Below are 15824 nucleotides of genomic sequence, written 5' to 3'. Positions count from 1 at the left end.
GAGCTGGTCCCAGTGGCGGCGCAGACGTCAGGCGATCGCCAGGCACTGCCACTACCGACGACGATGTCATTCGTTGGAGGGGCGGTCCGGCAAGACCGCCCCTGACATGCCAGCAGCCAAGTACACTCCCGACGATGCCTCTGACCAGGCCAGATAGCGAAACGCTGCTGGAGTACTAGGGCGAGTCCGGGTAGGTGATCACCAGCATGGTGACCCCGTCCGGGGACGTCCACGGTCCGTGCGGCATCCCGGGCGGGCGGCAGGCGTACATGCCCGCCGTGAAGGTCCGGCCGAGCGTCAGGTCGTGCATCGCTCCCTCGACGAGGTAGACCTCCTCCCAGAAGTCGTGGCGGGCCACGCCGTCCGCCGAGGTGTCGGTGCCCGGCGCCCAGCGGACGAGCGCCGTACGGGATCCGTGCTCGGGGTCGTCGGCCAGCACACGCTCCTCGACGCCCGGGCCGGCGCCGGCCGGCGTCCGCCACGGGCCGTCGGGGAGATGGAACTCCAGCTCGGGCTTGCTCATCCCCACACCTCCGGGCGCCGGTTCTCCAGTACGGAGATCCGCTGCCGCACCGCGGCGACCTCGTCGACGTCCAGGTCCGCCACCAGCAGCTCCGGCTCGGCGCCCAGCGCGTGCCGTACGGTCCCGTCGGGTCCGGCGACGAGACTGTGCCCGATCCCGGTAGGCGCCGAACCCGGTGCGGAACCGGGGCCGGGTTCGGCCTGGTCGACGGCGGCCAGCCACACGGTCGCGTCCAGCGCACGAGCCCGCACCAGCAGCTCCCACTGATCCGCCTTCCCCGGCCCCGCGCCCCAGGAGGCGGCCAGCAGCGTGGCGACGGCTCCCGCGTCGGCGTGCGCCCGGAACAGCTCCGGGAAGCGGACGTCGTAGCAGGTGGCCAGGCCCAGCCGTACGCCGTCCACGTCGATGACCGTCGTGGCCGAGCCCGCGGCGACGGTGTCGGACTCACGGAAGCCGAAGGCGTCGTAGAGGTGGATCTTGTCGTACGACGCCTCGACCCCGGGCCCGGTGGCGAGCAGGGTGTTGGCCACCCGGCCCCCGTCCGCCGGGGTGAACATGCCGGCCACGACGACCGTGCCGGTGTCGCGGGCGATCCGCCGTACGCCGTCGGCCCACGGTCCGTCCAGGGGCTCGGCGGGCGGTGCCAGAGGGGTGCCGAAGCAGGCCATCGACGCCTCGGGGAAGACGACGACGCGGGCTCCGGCGTCCGCCGCGCGCCGGGTCCACTCCTCGATGAGCAGGAGGTTCTTCTCCGGGTCGGGGCCGGTGGTGAGCTGGCTCAGGGCGATCCGCACGATCTGGTCCTCCTCAGAGACGGGTGGCGTCGGCCGGCTGCGGCGTCTTCGGCGCGGCGAGCGCGGCGTCCTCGTCGACGGCGGCCTCCGGGTCGCGCCCCAGCCAGACGCCGACGAGGGAGATGCCCGACGCGAGGGCGATGTACACGGCCAGCGGCCCCCAGGTGCCGTAGGCGCTCAGCAGGCTGGTGAACAGCAGCGGGGCGACGGCGCCGCCGATGATCCCGGCCAGGGTGTAGGCCAGGGACGAGCCGGTGGAGCGCAGCCGGGGCTCGAACTGCTCGGTGATGAAGGCGGCCTGCGGGCCGTACAGACAACAGTGGATCACCAGGCCCACGACGACCCCCGTGGCGAGCGGCAGCCAGGTGCCGCCGCCGATCATCGGGAAGAACACGAACGGCCACACCCCGGCGGCCACCGAGGCAGCGCCGTACAGCAGCCGCCGGTTGACCCGGTCGGACAGGGCACCGGCCAGCGGCATCAGGAAGACCTGGATCGAGGAGCCGATGAGCACGGCCGCGAGGGCGGAACCCTGGGACATGCCGAGTTCCTTGGTGGCGTACGTCAGGACGAAGACGGTGAACATGGCGTACAGCACGTCGGGGCCGACGCGGCACAGGATCGCGGCCAGCAGGGCGCGGGGCTGGGTGGTGAACACCTCGCGGATCGGCGCCTCGGGCCGGGAGTGCTCGGCCTCCATCGCCTTGAACACCGGGGTCTCCTCCAGCTTCGCCCGGATCCACAGCCCGAACCCGACGAGGACGCCGGAGAACAGGAACGCCACACGCCAGCCCCACGACTCGAACTGCGCCTCGGTGAGCAGCGCCCCGAGGGCCGCCAGCACGCCGTTGGCCAGCAGGTTTCCGGCGGGCGGGCCGACCTGGGCGGCGGAGGCGTAGAAGCCGCGCCGGCGTGGGTCCCCGAACTCGCTGGACAGCAGTACGGCACCGCCCCACTCACCGCCGACGCCGACGCCCTGCGCGAAGCGCAGCACGACCAGGGCGATCGGGGCGGCCACACCGGCCGTGGAGTACGCGGGCAGGAGGCCGATCAGGAACGTCGCCGCGCCGATCAGGACCAGTGTGGCGATCAGCACCTTCTTGCGGCCGATCACATCGCCGAGGCGGCCGAAGACGAAGCCGCCCAGCGGGCGGGACACATAGCCGACCGCGTAGGTGGAGAAGGCCAGGAGCGTGCCGGTGAGCGGGTCCTCCGAGGGGAAGAACAGGTCGCCGAAGACCAGGGCGGCCGCGGCGGAGTAGACGGCGAAGTCGTACCACTCCAGCGCGGTGCCGGTGAGGCTCGCGACGAAGGCCCGGCGGACGCCGGAGTGCCGATCGGACGCCTTCGCGACGTCCTTCGGGGTGTCGGACATGGTTCCCATCCTTGCTCGGGGACTGCTCGGGGACGTCGGGGGACATCGACCTTCCGGCATACTTCTTGTATACAGGTCGTATGCGCAACCCCTGCGCGAGAAGTTAACCGCGGAGAAATCCCGATCCGCGGACCGCTGCCCGATCCCCTGGGAGTGCCCTCATGGCCGTGCTGACCTTCGAACTGCCCGACGGATCGACGCGCCAGGTCGACGTCGTCCAGGTCCTCAACGCCGGATACGCCGGACGCAGCCAGGAGGACGTCGCCGCCCACGTCGCGGAACTCGCCGAGCTGGGCGTGCCCGGCCCGTCCGTGACGCCCGCCCTCTACCCCGTCTCCCCCTACCTCGCCCAGCAGACCGACCGGGTCCACGCCCAGCACGGGCACACCTCCGGCGAGGCGGAGTGGGCGCTCGTCGTGGCGGACGGCGGGGAACTGCTGCTGACCGCCGCCTGCGACCACACCGACCGCGACCTGGAGGTGCACGGCGTGGCCTGGAGCAAGAACGCGGGCCCCGACGTCCTCGCCCGCCGCGCCTGGCGGCTGGCCGACGTGGAGTCCCGCCTCGACGACCTCACCCTGCGCGCCTGGGTCACCCACGGCGGCACGCCGACGGAGATCCAGCACGGCACCCTCGCCGAGCTCCTCGCCCCCGCCTACTGGGTCGACGTCCTGCGCTCACGCGACGCGCTCACGCCCGGCACCGTCCTGATCTCCGGCACCATCCCCATGACCCCCGGCGTCGACCAGTTCGCCGAGGGCTGGAGCGTGGAACTGTCCGACCCCGCCACCGGAGACACGATCCGCCTCGACTACGACGTCCAGCCGATGCCCGCACCCATCGGCTGACGCCCCTTCCGTCACGCCGAGGCCGGCCGGGCCTTCCTGACGTGCAGCACGTTGCCGTCCAGGGGCAGCGGCATCCGGTCCACCAGCGTGAGGCCGGCGTCGGCGAACAGCCTGCCGTAGTGCCCGGCCTGCCGTTCCCGCCCGCCGACGTTGCACATCATGTGGACGTCCCAGGCGGTCGCCAGCGAGACCGAGCCGTCGGACGGCAGCACGCGTTCGACGACGAGCAGATCGGCGTGCTCGGGCATCGCGCGGGCGCAGTGCCGCAGGATCTCGCGGCAGCGCTCGTCGTCCCAGTCGTGCAGGACGCGGGACAGGACGTAGACGTCACCGCCCGCGGGCACGTCAGCGAAGTCGCCGGCCAGGAAGTCGCACCGCGTGCCGTGACCGGCCTCCTCCAGCCGGCGGCGGGCGGCTTCCACGGCGTGCGGACGCTCCAGCAGGACCCCGTGCAGACGCGGGTGCGCGGCGAGGATGCGGCCGAGCAGCTCCCCGTTGCCCCCGGCGATGTCCACGACCGTGCCCCCGGCGGGTGCCTCGGCCGCGGCCGTGAGCGCCGGATGCGTGGGGAGCGGGTCGAACATGGCGGATCCGGCGGCCATGGACTGGTCGAAGAGTTCGGCGAGCTGGGGGTCGCGGGCGAAATGGTCGAAGTGGTTCTCGCCGAAGACGTGCTCGAAGGCGACCTGTCCCGTGCGTACGGTGTGCCCGAGCGCGGCGAAGGACTCGTAGAACGGGCCGCCGTACATCAGCGCCAGCGCCCGCATCGACCCCGGGACGCCGTCACGCAGCAGCGCGCCCAGCCCGGTGAGCCGGAAACCGTCGCGGCTTTCCTCCACCGCGCCCAGCATCGCGAGATAGCGCAGCAGCGTCGCGAGATTCCCCGGCCGCGCGCCGACGGTCCGCGCCAGCTCCTCGACGCCGACGGCTTGCTCGCCGTCCATGGCGTCGGGCACCCGGAGCTGGGCGAACACGGCCAGTGCCTGGGTCGTCCATGCCCCGGTCAGCAGCCGCAGGAGCGTTTCGGCGGGCTGCCGGGCGCGATGCCGGTCCAGGTGGTCGGCGAGCACGTCGCGGTGGTCGCCGGGGACGTACAGCTCCACCCGCCGGTACCCGGCGGCCTTGGACTCGGCGGCCGCGCCGAAGTAGAAGACCGTCCCGTCCTCGTGCGGGTTGTAGCCGCCGCCGTCCGGGATGGCCCCGTAGCGCGCGAATGTCGAGACGAGGCCGCGCAGCACCAGCGGATCGGGCGCCACGACGTCGAAGGCGACGTGTGCCTCGTGCTGCCGCTCCCGCTCGTGCGCGGCGATCTCGTCCAGCCCCGATCCCGGCGGCACGGTCAGCGCGAACACCTCGACCGTACGGTGCTCCCCGTCCGCCCCGGCCACCGCGGGGCGCAGGATGCCGACGTCGAGCTCGGCCGCCTGCCGCTGATGTCGCACGGCCAGCCGCTCGCGTACGACCACACTCGGCTGCGGCGGCATGCCCGCGACGAGCCCGCAGTCGCTCAGCATGGCGCGCAACTCCGCCCGGTCCGACGGGAAGACGAGCAGCGCGGCATGGGAGAAGCGGCAGTGCTCGACGAGAGTTCGCAGCTCCGGACCGTCGAGCCCGGGGAACAGGAGCGGGAGCAGGGCGGCGGTGTCCTGCTCCTTGACGAAGTCGACCGTCGCGAGCAGGCGGGACGTGTCGCCCGACAACGTCGTGATCATTGCGGGGATCCTCATTCAGATTGCGGGGGAGGGAAGAAGGGGTGGGAACGGGGGACCTCAGACGCCGACGTAGTGCTCGGCGAACCAGTCCTGGTGGCTGCGCGACGTACGCAGCGAAGTGATGCGGGAGCGCCGTAGGGAGTTGTGGAACAGCGACGTGCCGTCCGAGCCGGACGGGCCGTGCAGCAACCGGACCATCCAGTGCGAGAACTCCTGCGCACGCCAGATGTACGCCAGACAGCGCGCGGAGTACGCGTCGAGCCCCTCGGAGTCGCCGCGGACGAGGGCGTCGACCAGGGCGCGGGCGAGGATCTCGGCCTCCAGCACGGCGAGGTTGGCGCCCTTGGCCGCGCAGGGGCTGACGAGACCGGCGGCGTCGCCGGCGAGGAACAGCGCACCGTGCCGCAGCGGTTCGAGCACATCGGACTCGAGGTCGACGACGCCCCGCTGCGCGATACGGCCCCGCCGCAGGGGACCGTACTCCGCGCCCCGCATCCGCAGCTCCAGCTCGTCCCAGATCCGTTCCTCGGACCAGGCGTCGGCCGCCGTACCGCGCTCGCACTGCAGGTAGTAGCGGGTGATCTCACTGGTCCGCGCCATGTGCCCGGCGAAGCCCCGCTCGTGCACCGCGTACCCGACGGCGTCGAGGCTGGGCGGCGCCTCGGCGAGCAGCCCGAGCCAGCTCACGCCGTGGTCGCAGTGGTACCGGTGCGCCGAGCCGTCCGGCAGCGACCGCCGGGCCGCGCCGTACCGCCCGTCACACCCGGCCACGTACCGCGCCCGCCACCGGCCGGGCCGCCCGTCCGCGTCGCGCACGGTCACGGAGGGCCGCTCGGTGTCGGCGTCGAGGACGGCGAGCGCCTCGGTGGAGAACTCCACCCGCCCGCCGGAGGCCAGGAACCGCGTCAGCAGATCGGTGACCAGCAGCTGTTGTGGATAGACGGTATGCCGCTCACCACGCCCGAGCCCCCCGTAGTCCAGCCGGAACCGGCCGTCCGCGGTACGGAACTCACACGTGCTGTGGACCCGCCCACCCCGCCGCAGTCCCTCGGCCAGCCCGTGCCGCTCCAGGATCCGCACGGTGTTGGCCGCCAGGAACCCGGCGCGCGCCCGCGTCTGGACGTACGCGCGCTCGGCACGCTCCAGGACGACGCAGTCGATCCCCCGCTCCTGAAGAAGATTCCCGAGCACGAGCCCGGCCGGTCCGGCCCCGAGGATGACCACGTCGCTCGCGCTCCGGGTCTGCCTGTCTGTCACGAGACGGGATGGTAAGTCCAGCGACGTGGCTTACTTGACGAAAATCACCTGAACGAGGGGGCCACGCTCGTATTACCCAGTTTGGGTGCGCATATTGAGCACGTTTCATGGCTTCTGTTCAGAATTGGTGACGCGATGTGTTCCCTCACGAAGGTGAAAAGATCATGCCGACGTATGTCACGTTGCTGAACTGGACCGATCAAGGGATCCGGAACTACAAGGACACCGCGAAGCGGGCCGATGCCTTCGCCGCGGGGGTCCAGAAGCTTGGGGCAAAGCTTCTGACCATCTACTGGACCGTCGGCCCGTACGACCTCATGGCCGTTGTCGAAGCGCCCGACGACGAAACCGCCACCGCGGCTCTCCTGCAGCTCGGCGGGGTGGGCAACGTCCGCACCACGACCCTGCGGGCCTTCGGCCAGGAGGAGATGGCTCGCATCATCGCCAAGGCCGCGGGCTGAGGCGCGTCAGGCCGACAACGCGAGGACGTCCGCGCCCGAGGCCGCCGACTTCCGTGCCGTGCTCACCGGGTCGGGGTCGGCGGCCGTGCCCCATGGCGACATGCCGTCAGGCTCGGTTGAGCCGTGCGGCGATTCCGTGACCGATCAGCAAATACATGACGGCCGGAAGGCCGTAATTGAGGACGACGCGTAGGCCCTCTGTGTCCATCGTGAAAATGTCCTGCGACCACCAGGCCAGCAAATCCGCCGTTCCGCGTACGAACTCGACGAATACATTCGCCTGGTTCGCGTCGAGCAGGAACAGCAGGATCCAGAGACCGAGGAAACCCGCGGCGATGTCGGCGATCGTGCAGATGGTCAGGGCCGCGCGCCGGGCGCCGGCCTGCTGGTGTACGGGGCGCTCCGGGCCCGAGGGCTGGTTGTACGTCTGATATCCGGGAGCCGGGTCGATGTTGCTCACAAGGAATCCGATCTGACGTGTTGTCCTGTCGGCACGTCCGCCCCGGACACCGAAATGCGACCCGGTTCGTCGCCCCGCTTCTGCATATCCCTGCGTCCCGGAAGCCCTGCCGTGTTACACCCTCATCCGCAATGACCCGAATGCGAGGCCGTTCTTCTCAGCGCACCGGGAAGCCGCAGGAGTAGCCCTGCTCCTTGAGCCAGGGGAGGATCCGGCGCAGGGCCTCGACGGTCTGGGAGCGTTCGCCGCCCGCGTCGTGGAAGAGGATCGTCGGCCCGTTCGGCAGCTCCCGCTCGACGGTGGCGACCATGGCGTCCGTGCCCGGCCGCTCGAAGTCCTTGGAGTCGACGTTCCAGCCCAGCGGGCGCATGCCCCGGGAGGCGGCCAGCTTGCGGCTGTAGGGGGTGAAGGCCCCGCCGGGCGCCCGGTAGTACATCGGCCGTACGCCCCCGGACGCCTTGGTGATCATGCGTTCGGCGTCGAGGATCTGCCGCGACTGGTAGGCCTCGGACTTCTTGTCCATGGTGGTGTCGTGCGACACCGAGTGGTCGCACAGCCGGTGCCCGGCCGCGACCACCTTCTTCACGAGGTCCGGGTGGGCCTGTGCCTGCGTGCCCACCATGCAGAACGTGGCCTTCACCCCGTACTCCCGCAGCACGTCGAGCACTTCGGGGGTCCACACGGGGTCGGGGCCGTCGTCGATGGTGATGTTGACGCCGCGCGCTCCCTTGTCCGAGGCGTGCGCGATGCCCGCCGCGACCGGCTTGACGTCACCGCCGGGCGTGGCCGACGCGCCCGCCTTCGGCGACGAGCCGCCCGTGGCACCGGCCTGCGCGGTCCACACCGACGCGCCGGTGGCGAGCAGCGTCACTCCGAGCGCCGCCCCGATCATCTTGCCGTACCAGCCCCGCCCGCCGCCGTGCCGCGCCATGTCCGCCCCGCTCTCCCGCAGTTCCTCACCGATGCTGCCCGGTCACCGTGCGACCAACTGGCATGACGAGAAGCGGCGGCCACAGGATCCGTCCGTTACCGAGCACGGACAATCTCGGGGGCGAGCGGGGACAACTCGGCGGGCCTTTTCTGGGTCGAGGGACGGGGTCAGTGCTGTGGTTGCTGCCGCGTGGCGACCATGCTTTCGATCTCCTCGAGCACGAGGCCGGGGCGGTCGATTGGGACGTCGTGGGAGCTGCCCTCGGCGGTGACGAGCGTTCGGCGTGGCCCGTCCTGCACGAACGAGGCGGCGGCGTCCCGCCAGCGCCGGGCGTCCTCGGGGGATCCGTCGAACGGGGTCTTCTCCGAGACGACGACCGTCGCCGGTACCGCGTCCGGCCACCTGACCTCGTGATACGCCTTGCTCGTCGCGACGAAGCTCTCCGCGGTGGAGATGAGCTGGCGGTTCCGCGGCTTGTCCGGGTCCTTCTTCGCCGCGTCGACCTGGGGCCGGGTGAAGGCCACGAGTCGGGCGATCTCCTCGTCCGTGAAGTTGGCGTCGACGAGGACCGCGCCGCAGAGCATCCTCGGGTTGGCCCTGGCGAAGTAGGTCGCGATCGCGCCGGCCTGGGAGTGGGCCACCAGGGTCACGTTCTCGGTGACGCCCAGCTGCCGGAGCCCCGACTCGAGGTCTCTGACGGCGCTCTCGACCTTCCACGGACCGGGCACCACGCCGCTCTTGCCGAGTCCGGCCCGGTCGTAGGCGATGACGGTGGGCCCGTGGCCCGGCGTGACGTGGAAGGCCAGACGGTGCCCGCCACGGTCGATCATGTGCTGCTTCGCTCCGCCCGCCCGGCTGGTGGCGGAGTCGTGGTCGCCGCAGGCCGTGACGGCGCCGGCGGTCAGAACCAGCAGGGCGAGGGTGGCGAGTGTGCGCGGGGGTCGACCCCCGAAGCGGCGGCTTCGGATCGGCACTCGCCCCTGTCCTACCTTTCATGAGGGAGGGGTAGGAGCCAAGCCAATGCCAGGACGTGTGGGACGGCGAGGAGGGACATGCTGAACGAGACGGTGTTCCGGAGCGATGACGTGCCGGCGGCGGACCGGTTCGACTGCTGGCGCGAGCTGGTCAGCCGGACCCATGCTCCGCTGGAGTTGCGCAGCGACCATCGGGCGGACTTCCGGGCTTCTCAACGTGTGCTGGACCTCGGTGCCGTATCGGTGTGGCCCACGACGTTCCAGCCGGTGTGCTTCCGGCGGTCGCCGAAGCTGATCCGGCAGTCCGACCCCGAAGGGCTGCACGTGTCCCTGCCGTTGAGCGGGGCGCTGCGCACCGTGCGGGGTGAGGAGGAGGCCGAGTACGGTCCGGACAGCCTGTGTGTCGTCGACACCTCGCGCGCCGTCGACGTCCATGGGGGCGACGGCTCCCTTCCGCATACGGGAGTCGGGCTGGAGGTACCGAAGGCGCTGTTGCCCGTGCCGCGGAACCGGCTGAACCACGTGACCGGTCTGCACCTGTCGGTCCGCGATGGATTCGGCGCCTTGCTGAGACAACTGCTCACCCAACTGGCGCGAGGCACCGACACGTACCAGCCCGCCGACGGGCCACGGCTCGGATCCGTCGCGGTCGACCTGCTGTCGGCGCTGTTCGCCCAAGCCCTCGAAGCGGAGAACTCCCTCCCACCGGAGACCCGGCAGCAGACGCTCGTCCTGCGCATCCGTGCCTTCGTACGGGACCATCTCCACGACCCGAACCTGAACCCCGCCGCCATCGCCGCGGCACACCACATATCCCGCAGCTACCTGTACCGACTCTTCGCGCACGAGGAACAGTCGATCGCTGCCTGGATCCGGGGCCAGCGCCTGGAACGCGCCCGCCGCGACCTCGCGGAGCCCGCCCTGATGAGCACCCCCATCCACGCCATCGCCGCGCGCTGGGGCTTCCCCCGCGCCGCCGACTTCACCCGCGCCTTCCGCTCCGCCTACGGCATCCCCCCGAGGGACTACCGCCACAGAGCCCAGCGCTTCCCCCAGTAGACACACTGCCAATCAGCTGTGGACCGTCCGCTAACGCACCGCTGTTGATCACCCGGCAGTCTGTTCGGTGTCGGTCAAACAGATTCGATCCGGGAGAGAGAGTTGACCAAGCGCCAGACCCTCTGTGCGGTCCGTCAGTCCCACGGGGGTGGGCTGAAGGCACGCGGGATCCGTGGCGCGGTGGGAGCTTCTCTGCTGACGGGCGCGCTCCTGTCAGCAGGCCTCATCACCGCCCCGTCGGCGAGCGCCGCCGTGTACTGTCCCGGCGACCCCGACCAGACGTCCGAGAGCTTCCGCAGGATAGCCCTGCCGAACAAGCCCGACATGAACGTCCTGGTGCTGAACTGCTTCTACAACGAGCGGGGTTGGTACCAGGCGACCCAGGTCATCAACTGGGCCTCGACCACGGGCGGCAACGGCTTCGGAAAGAAGTTCAACTACTTCCGCGGCACGGTCTGGGCGCAGAAGAACGACCGGAACAAGTGCGGCGACACCAGGTCCCCCATGGTCAACGCGAACGCGTCCGGCAGCTACATCCACTACTGCACCTGGGACCACGCGAACACGTCCGGCATGAGCGCCGACGGCAAGATCGTCTACGACATCAAGAACGACGGCGAGGGCAAGAAGGTCTGGCAGCTCAACGGGACCTCGTAGGACACCGTCTGCTGGAAGCCGCCGCCGCGTCTTCCACCTCAGCGCGACCTTCACCGGCGTCAGCTTCCCGGTGAGGGTTCGGGGACGGCGATGGTGCCCTGTGCCACCGCGCACAGGGTCTCTGCGCCCGCGCTGTCCACGACGGAGAGGTCGCAGCGGCACACGACGCGGGAGCGGCCCGCGCGTACGACCTGTGCGTGGGCCCGGAGCAGGGTGCCGTCGGCGGGGCGCAGGTAGTCGATGCTGAACCCGGCGGTGAGCAGCTTCGGGCCGACGACGGTGCCGGCGGCGAAGGTCAGGGTGTTGTCCGCCGCGTAGGCGAGTACGCCGCCGTGCAGGAAGCCGTTCTGCTGGCGCAGGTCGTCGCGGATGTCCAGCTCCAGCGTCGCCTCGCCCTCCGTGAAGGCCACCAGGCGGGCGCCGAGCAGGGTACTGAAGGGCTGGGCCGCCAGTACCTTCTGCGCGAGGGCCAGATTCGGAGCGTCCGTCACATCACACCTCGTTCTCCATGGTCGCCTGGGGGCTGGTGGTCTGCTCCGCGAGGGCCTCGGCCCAGTTCTCGGCCCAGCGGTTGAGAGGGCTGAGGGCGCGGTAGGCGTCGTCGCCGAGCGCGGTGAGGGTGTAGCCGCTGTCGTCCTGTTGCGCGACGAGGCCGGCCTGGGTGAGTTCGACGAGGCGTTGGCGCAGGACGCTGGAGGACATGCCGTCGCAGCGCTGCTGCAGGGGGCGAAAGCCTGTGGGGCCTTGGTGCAGCTCCCAGATGATGCGCAGGTTCCAGCGCCGCCCGAACAGGTCGAGCGCCGCCATGATCGGGCGGCCGCTGGTGGAGCCGCGGACCGGGAGCCCTGGCCTGGGTGTCTCTGTCACGTCGCGCCAGCATCTCCTCCAGTGCTTCGTTTTCCGAAACGCTAGCATCCGCATCGCTTCGAAAAAAGAAGCGGAGGGAGGCGGAGATGACCGTTCGTATCGATCCCGCACCCGCTCGTCCTCTTCACGACCCTGGCCACGGACCGACGGCTCTTCGAGCGGTTCTTCGGCGGAGGTCTGCGGCGGGTGATGATCCGGCAATTCACGTTCCAGGGCGCCCGGCCGCACCGGCCACCGGATTCCCCGCCACGACGCACCACGCACGCTCCGACGCCCGCCGCGGCGTGGGGGTCGAGCTTGTACCCCCCATAAACCCGACCTGCCACGCCCGGCGCAGAGGCGGTTCGCTGGAATCGCGCCTCGGTCACGACACCACCGACCGTCGCGCCTCTTCCTCCGCCGATCGAACATGAGGTCCACCCGATGGAACGTCGCACAGCGCTCGGACTGATCGCAGCCACCGGCGCCGCCACCACCGCCTCCTTCACGGCCCTGCCCTCCTTCGGCGCGGACAACGGCCGCGCCGCGGGCGCCACGGGACAGGGCAAGGCCACGGCCAGGGGCGGCCACACCTTCGCGCTGGACAAGAACGTCAAGCGGACCCCGGTGCGGTTCAAGAACCGCTACGGCATCGAGGTCGCCGCGGACCTCTACGTGCCGAAGGCCGCCAGGGGCAAGCTGCCCGCCCTGGCGGTCAGCGGCCCCTTCGGCGCGGTCAAGGAACAGTCCTCGGGGCTCTACGCCAACGAGTTCGCCCGCCGCGGCTACGTCGCCCTCGCCTTCGACCCCTCCTTCACCGGGGAGAGCGGCGGCACGGTGCGCGACGTGGCCTCGCCCGACATCTACACCGAGGACTACAGCGCCGCCGTCGACTTCCTCGGCCTGCAGAAGTTCGTCGACCGCGAGCGGATCGGCGCGCAGGCCATCTGCGGCCTGAGCGGTATGGCGCTCACCGCGGCGGCTGCGGACAGCCGTATCAAGGCGGTCGCCGCGGCCTCGATGTACGACATGTCGCGCAGCATGTCCCGCGGCCACCAGGACTACTACACGCGTGAGCAGCGCCAGAAGGTCGTGGACCACCTCAGCCGGCAGCGCTGGACCGACGCCGAGAACGGCACCTACGCGCGGCTCTCCCACGAGGTGCCCTTCGACGCGAACGGCGACGTCGCCCCCTCGGACCGCGTCCTGCCCAAGACCCTCCCGGCGGACGCCGACCCGATCACGAAGATCTTCTTCGACTACTACCGCACCGAGCGCGGCTACCACCCGCGTTCGATCAACTCCACCACCGCGTGGACCGGGACCACACCGATGTCGTTCTTCGCCTTCCGGCTGATGACGAACATCGACATGCTGGCGCCCCGCAAGGCCCTCCTGGTGGCCGGCGCCGACGCGCACTCCCGCTACTACTCCGAGGACGTCCGGGCGAAGGCCCCCGACACCGTCGACCTCGTGATCGTCCCGGGCGCGGACCACGTCGACCTGTACGACCGCAAGGACCTCATCCCGTTCGACAGGCTCGACGCGTTCTTCACCGAGAACCTCGCCTGACGTGCAGTGGCCCCGACAGGCCGTTACCGGTCGGTGGACCCCGTCGCCTGGACGGGAGTGGCTGCCAGGCTGGCGAGGAGTGTGAGGCGTTCCTCGGAGGTGCTGCCCGGTTCGGCGGTGTAGAGGCTCAGATCGTGCACGGCCCGGTGCGACACGGGCAGGTGCAGGGACTGGTAGGTCAGCTCCAGAAGGCCGACCTCGGGGTGCTGCAGCCGCTTGACGCCGTCGTGGCGGATACGGACGTCGTGTTCGGCCCACATGGTGCGGAAGTCGGGGCTGACCGTGGACAGTTCGCCGATGAGTTCGCGCAGGGCCCGGTCATGCGGTTCACGCCCGGCCTCGGCACGCAGCAACGCGACGGTGGTGGCGGCGCCGGATTCCCAGTCGACGAAGAAGTCCCGTGAGCCCCGGTCGAGGAAGTGGTAGCGGGCGAAGTTGGCGCGGCCACGCGGGTCGGCGGTGGGGCTGTCGAACATCGGGGCGTGCAGGGCCCGCGCCAGCGGGTTGGTGGCGATGACGTCCAGGCGGCCGTTGCGTACGAAGGAAGCGGACATCGCGATGGAGTCGAGCAGCCACTGGATGCGGGGCGGGATCTCGACATCCCTGCGGCGGGACGGCGTGCGCCGGGCGGGCCGGGCGGCGCGGGCCAGGTCGAACAGGTAGGTGCGTTCGTCCTCGTCCAGCTGCAGGGCCCGGGCGACCGCGGCGAGCACGTCCTCGGAGACACCGCTGATGTGCCCCTTCTCCAGGCGGGTGTACCACTCGGTGCTCACCCCGGCCAGCACGGCGACCTCCTCGCGCCGCAGCCCGGGCACTCGGCGCCGGCCGCTGGTGGGCAGCCCGGCCTGCTCCGGGGAGATCTTCGCGCGGCGGCCGGCAAGGAAGTCGCGGATCTCGGTGCGGTGGTCGGAGCGGTCGTCGGGGCGCGGGTCCATGGTTTCCACGGTAGCCACCGGCCGGCCCAGAGGGAGGTTGAGTTTGTGCCCCCCATAAACGCGACCTTCCTCAAGGGCGGGGCGGCTTGTTCCCTGGGTGACGTACCCCGATCACCACCCCCACGGAGCTGAACCTTGAGTACGCGAGGAGCAACCCTCCACGCCCCCGCCGAGACCGTACGGGCTGCAAACCCCCAGCCTCCGTCCGCCCGGCTGCCGCTCGTCGTCCACGTGCTCGCGCTCGGCACCTTCCTGATGGGCACCACCGAGTTCGTCGTGGCCGGCCTGCTGCCCGAGATCGCGGGTGACCTGCGGGTCGGCGTCGCCCGGACCGGACTGCTGATCACCGTCTTCGCGGTCGGCATGATCGTCGGCGCGCCGCTGATGGCGATGCTCACGCTGCGGCTGCCCAAGCGGCTGACCCTGATGCTCGCCCTGGGCGTCTTCGCCGCCGGGCACGTCATCGTGGCACTCGCGTCCAGCTTCACCCTGGTCCTGGCGGCACGGTTCCTGACCGCGATCGCGACCGGCGCGTTCTGGGCGGTGGCCAATGTGGCCGCCGCACGCGCCGCAGGCCCTGCCGCCAGTTCCCGCGCCCTCGGGATCGTCGGAGCCGGAGCCATGCTCGCGAACGTCGTCGGTGTGCCGCTGGGCGCGTTCGCCGGGCAGCTCATGGGCTGGCGCGGACCGTTCTGGGCGCTCGCGGCCTTCGCCGCTGCGGCCGTCGCGCTGATCGCCCGCACCGTCCCCCACGACGACGGCGACCAACAGACGGCGTCGATCCGATCCGAGCTCACCTCTCTGCGCTCCGGCCGCCTGTGGCTGGTCCTGGCCGCCTGCGCCACCACCACCGGCGGTGTCCTGGCCACGTACTCCTACATCTCGCCGCTGCTGACCGGCCGGACCGGCCTCGCGTCCGGGACCGTGCCGCTGGTCCTGGTCGGCTTCGGCCTCGGTGCCCTGGCCGGCTCGCTCGTCGGAGGCCGTCTGGGCGACCGTCGCCCGCACGCCGTGACCCTCGTGGCCGCCGCGGGAGCCACGCTCCTGCTCCTCGCGATCTCCCTGCTGGCCGGCCACGCCGTGCCCACCATCATCCTGGTCGCCCTGCTGGGCTTCTTCGGGCTCGGCGCCAACCCGGTGCTGATGGCCCTGGCCGTCCGCTTCGCACGCCAGGCACCCGCCCTGGCCTCGGCCCTGACCGTCTCGGCGTTCAACCTCGGCACCGCCCTCGGCTCCTGGCTCGCCGGCCTCACCCTCGACTCCGACCTGGGCCCCACCGGCCCCGCCGCGGTCGGCACCGCCATCGCCGCCCTCACCCTGATCCCCACCACCACCATCGCCGTCACCCAACGACGTCGAGTTGGTGCGTGATGCCCTCGACCCCGCACTGCCCCGACAGCTGGGGTGAGGGGCTTGAGGC

At 71.0% G+C, this 15824-nt stretch carries 17 protein-coding genes; 6 read left to right on the top strand and 11 right to left on the bottom strand.

The annotated features are described in order from the left end of the window. Positions 1–175: 175 nt before the first annotated feature. Genes ACFT4A_RS30390 through ACFT4A_RS30380 form a run of 3 tightly spaced genes read right to left on the bottom strand, consistent with a single transcriptional unit; the run spans position 176 to position 2692 of the window. Positions 176–523, bottom strand: coding sequence for a cupin domain-containing protein (locus tag ACFT4A_RS30390; protein WP_382836223.1), 348 nt, complete (start codon positions 521–523; stop codon positions 176–178). Beyond that, positions 520–1317: a carbon-nitrogen hydrolase family protein gene (locus ACFT4A_RS30385; protein WP_382836221.1), complete on the bottom strand. Its 798-nt coding sequence runs from the start codon at positions 1315–1317 to the stop codon at positions 520–522. Before ACFT4A_RS30385 ends, ACFT4A_RS30390 begins: the two co-directional genes overlap by 4 nt. Positions 1318–1330: 13 nt before the next feature. Continuing rightward, positions 1331–2692 carry an MFS transporter gene (locus ACFT4A_RS30380; RefSeq protein ID WP_382836218.1) on the bottom strand — a complete coding sequence of 454 codons (1362 nt, stop codon included), beginning with the start codon at positions 2690–2692 and terminating at the stop codon, positions 1331–1333. Positions 2693–2853: 161 nt separating this feature from the next. On the opposite strand from ACFT4A_RS30380, the gene ACFT4A_RS30375 reads away from it, so the two are divergent. After that, positions 2854–3540, top strand: coding sequence for a DUF2848 domain-containing protein (locus ACFT4A_RS30375; RefSeq protein WP_382836216.1), 687 nt, complete (start codon positions 2854–2856; stop codon positions 3538–3540). An 11-nt stretch (positions 3541–3551) separates the two neighbouring features. Here the strand turns inward: ACFT4A_RS30375 and ACFT4A_RS30370 are convergent, their stop codons facing one another. Further along, a complete protein-coding gene (locus ACFT4A_RS30370) occupies positions 3552–5252 on the bottom strand; it encodes a methyltransferase (protein ID WP_382836213.1) in 1701 nt (566 codons plus the stop codon). A gap of 57 nt (positions 5253–5309) precedes the next feature. Then, positions 5310–6509 carry a 4-hydroxybenzoate 3-monooxygenase gene (locus ACFT4A_RS30365; protein WP_382836211.1) on the bottom strand — a complete coding sequence of 400 codons (1200 nt, stop codon included), beginning with the start codon at positions 6507–6509 and terminating at the stop codon, positions 5310–5312. A 164-nt stretch (positions 6510–6673) separates the two neighbouring features. On the opposite strand from ACFT4A_RS30365, the gene ACFT4A_RS30360 reads away from it, so the two are divergent. Continuing rightward, entirely contained in the window at positions 6674–6970 is a 297-nt protein-coding gene (locus ACFT4A_RS30360) for a GYD domain-containing protein (RefSeq protein ID WP_382836208.1), read from the top strand. Between the two features lie 106 nt (positions 6971–7076). On the opposite strand, the gene ACFT4A_RS30355 is transcribed toward ACFT4A_RS30360, so the two are convergent. From ACFT4A_RS30355 to ACFT4A_RS30345, 3 genes are all read right to left on the bottom strand, one after another. Continuing rightward, a complete protein-coding gene (locus ACFT4A_RS30355; RefSeq protein WP_382836205.1) occupies positions 7077–7430 on the bottom strand; it encodes a hypothetical protein in 354 nt (117 codons plus the stop codon). Positions 7431–7587: 157 nt separating this feature from the next. Continuing rightward, positions 7588–8361, bottom strand: coding sequence for a polysaccharide deacetylase family protein (locus ACFT4A_RS30350; protein ID WP_382836203.1), 774 nt, complete (start codon positions 8359–8361; stop codon positions 7588–7590). A 167-nt stretch (positions 8362–8528) separates the two neighbouring features. Then, positions 8529–9335, bottom strand: a complete 807-nt coding sequence (locus ACFT4A_RS30345) for an alpha/beta fold hydrolase (RefSeq protein ID WP_382836200.1) — start codon at positions 9333–9335, stop codon at positions 8529–8531. 78 nt (positions 9336–9413) lie between these two features. On the opposite strand from ACFT4A_RS30345, the gene ACFT4A_RS30340 reads away from it, so the two are divergent. Both ACFT4A_RS30340 and ACFT4A_RS30335 read left to right on the top strand, forming a co-directional pair. Next, positions 9414–10394, top strand: coding sequence for a helix-turn-helix domain-containing protein (locus ACFT4A_RS30340; RefSeq protein WP_382836197.1), 981 nt, complete (start codon positions 9414–9416; stop codon positions 10392–10394). Positions 10395–10574: 180 nt separating this feature from the next. Beyond that, the gene (locus ACFT4A_RS30335) at positions 10575–11051 is read left to right on the top strand and encodes a hypothetical protein (RefSeq protein WP_382836194.1); all 477 of its coding nucleotides are present in this window, start codon (positions 10575–10577) and stop codon (positions 11049–11051) included. A gap of 59 nt (positions 11052–11110) precedes the next feature. On the opposite strand, the gene ACFT4A_RS30330 is transcribed toward ACFT4A_RS30335, so the two are convergent. Continuing rightward, positions 11111–11542 carry a PaaI family thioesterase gene (locus tag ACFT4A_RS30330; protein ID WP_382836191.1) on the bottom strand — a complete coding sequence of 144 codons (432 nt, stop codon included), beginning with the start codon at positions 11540–11542 and terminating at the stop codon, positions 11111–11113. A 1-nt stretch (position 11543) separates the two neighbouring features. Beyond that, the gene (locus ACFT4A_RS30325; RefSeq protein WP_382836231.1) at positions 11544–11966 is read right to left on the bottom strand and encodes a winged helix-turn-helix transcriptional regulator; all 423 of its coding nucleotides are present in this window, start codon (positions 11964–11966) and stop codon (positions 11544–11546) included. A gap of 375 nt (positions 11967–12341) precedes the next feature. Between ACFT4A_RS30325 and ACFT4A_RS30320 the strand changes: the two genes are divergently transcribed. Further along, positions 12342–13469: an alpha/beta hydrolase gene (locus ACFT4A_RS30320; RefSeq protein ID WP_382836188.1), complete on the top strand. Its 1128-nt coding sequence runs from the start codon at positions 12342–12344 to the stop codon at positions 13467–13469. Positions 13470–13492: 23 nt separating this feature from the next. Here the strand turns inward: ACFT4A_RS30320 and ACFT4A_RS30315 are convergent, their stop codons facing one another. Beyond that, on the bottom strand, positions 13493–14404 hold the full coding sequence (locus tag ACFT4A_RS30315; protein WP_382836185.1) for a helix-turn-helix transcriptional regulator: 912 nt from the start codon (positions 14402–14404) through the stop codon (positions 13493–13495). A 135-nt stretch (positions 14405–14539) separates the two neighbouring features. Here ACFT4A_RS30315 and ACFT4A_RS30310 point away from each other — a divergent pair, with 135 nt between their 5' ends. Next, the gene (locus tag ACFT4A_RS30310) at positions 14540–15775 is read left to right on the top strand and encodes an MFS transporter (protein WP_382836182.1); all 1236 of its coding nucleotides are present in this window, start codon (positions 14540–14542) and stop codon (positions 15773–15775) included. Positions 15776–15824: the final 49 nt, after the last annotated feature.

Origin of the sequence: Streptomyces sp. NPDC057099, from assembly GCF_042671245.1 — a bacterium.
GTDB classification, from domain to species: domain Bacteria; phylum Actinomycetota; class Actinomycetes; order Streptomycetales; family Streptomycetaceae; genus Streptomyces; species Streptomyces purpurascens.
The sequence above is the reverse complement of the archived record's forward strand: the minus strand, read 5'-3'. Positions and strand labels throughout refer to the sequence as shown.

Coding starts and splice junctions, on each gene's coding strand:
- ACFT4A_RS30360 (WP_382836208.1), top strand. CDS start 6,674: ATGCCGACGTATGTCACGTTGCTGAACTGGACCGATCAAGGGATCCGG.
- ACFT4A_RS30380 (WP_382836218.1), bottom strand. CDS start 2,692: ATGTCCGACACCCCGAAGGACGTCGCGAAGGCGTCCGATCGGCACTCC.
- ACFT4A_RS30320 (WP_382836188.1), top strand. CDS start 12,342: ATGGAACGTCGCACAGCGCTCGGACTGATCGCAGCCACCGGCGCCGCC.
- ACFT4A_RS30315 (WP_382836185.1), bottom strand. CDS start 14,404: ATGGACCCGCGCCCCGACGACCGCTCCGACCACCGCACCGAGATCCGC.
- ACFT4A_RS30350 (WP_382836203.1), bottom strand. CDS start 8,361: ATGGCGCGGCACGGCGGCGGGCGGGGCTGGTACGGCAAGATGATCGGG.
- ACFT4A_RS30325 (WP_382836231.1), bottom strand. CDS start 11,966: ATGCTAGCGTTTCGGAAAACGAAGCACTGGAGGAGATGCTGGCGCGAC.
- ACFT4A_RS30390 (WP_382836223.1), bottom strand. CDS start 523: ATGAGCAAGCCCGAGCTGGAGTTCCATCTCCCCGACGGCCCGTGGCGG.
- ACFT4A_RS30340 (WP_382836197.1), top strand. CDS start 9,414: ATGCTGAACGAGACGGTGTTCCGGAGCGATGACGTGCCGGCGGCGGAC.
- ACFT4A_RS30375 (WP_382836216.1), top strand. CDS start 2,854: ATGGCCGTGCTGACCTTCGAACTGCCCGACGGATCGACGCGCCAGGTC.
- ACFT4A_RS30370 (WP_382836213.1), bottom strand. CDS start 5,252: ATGATCACGACGTTGTCGGGCGACACGTCCCGCCTGCTCGCGACGGTC.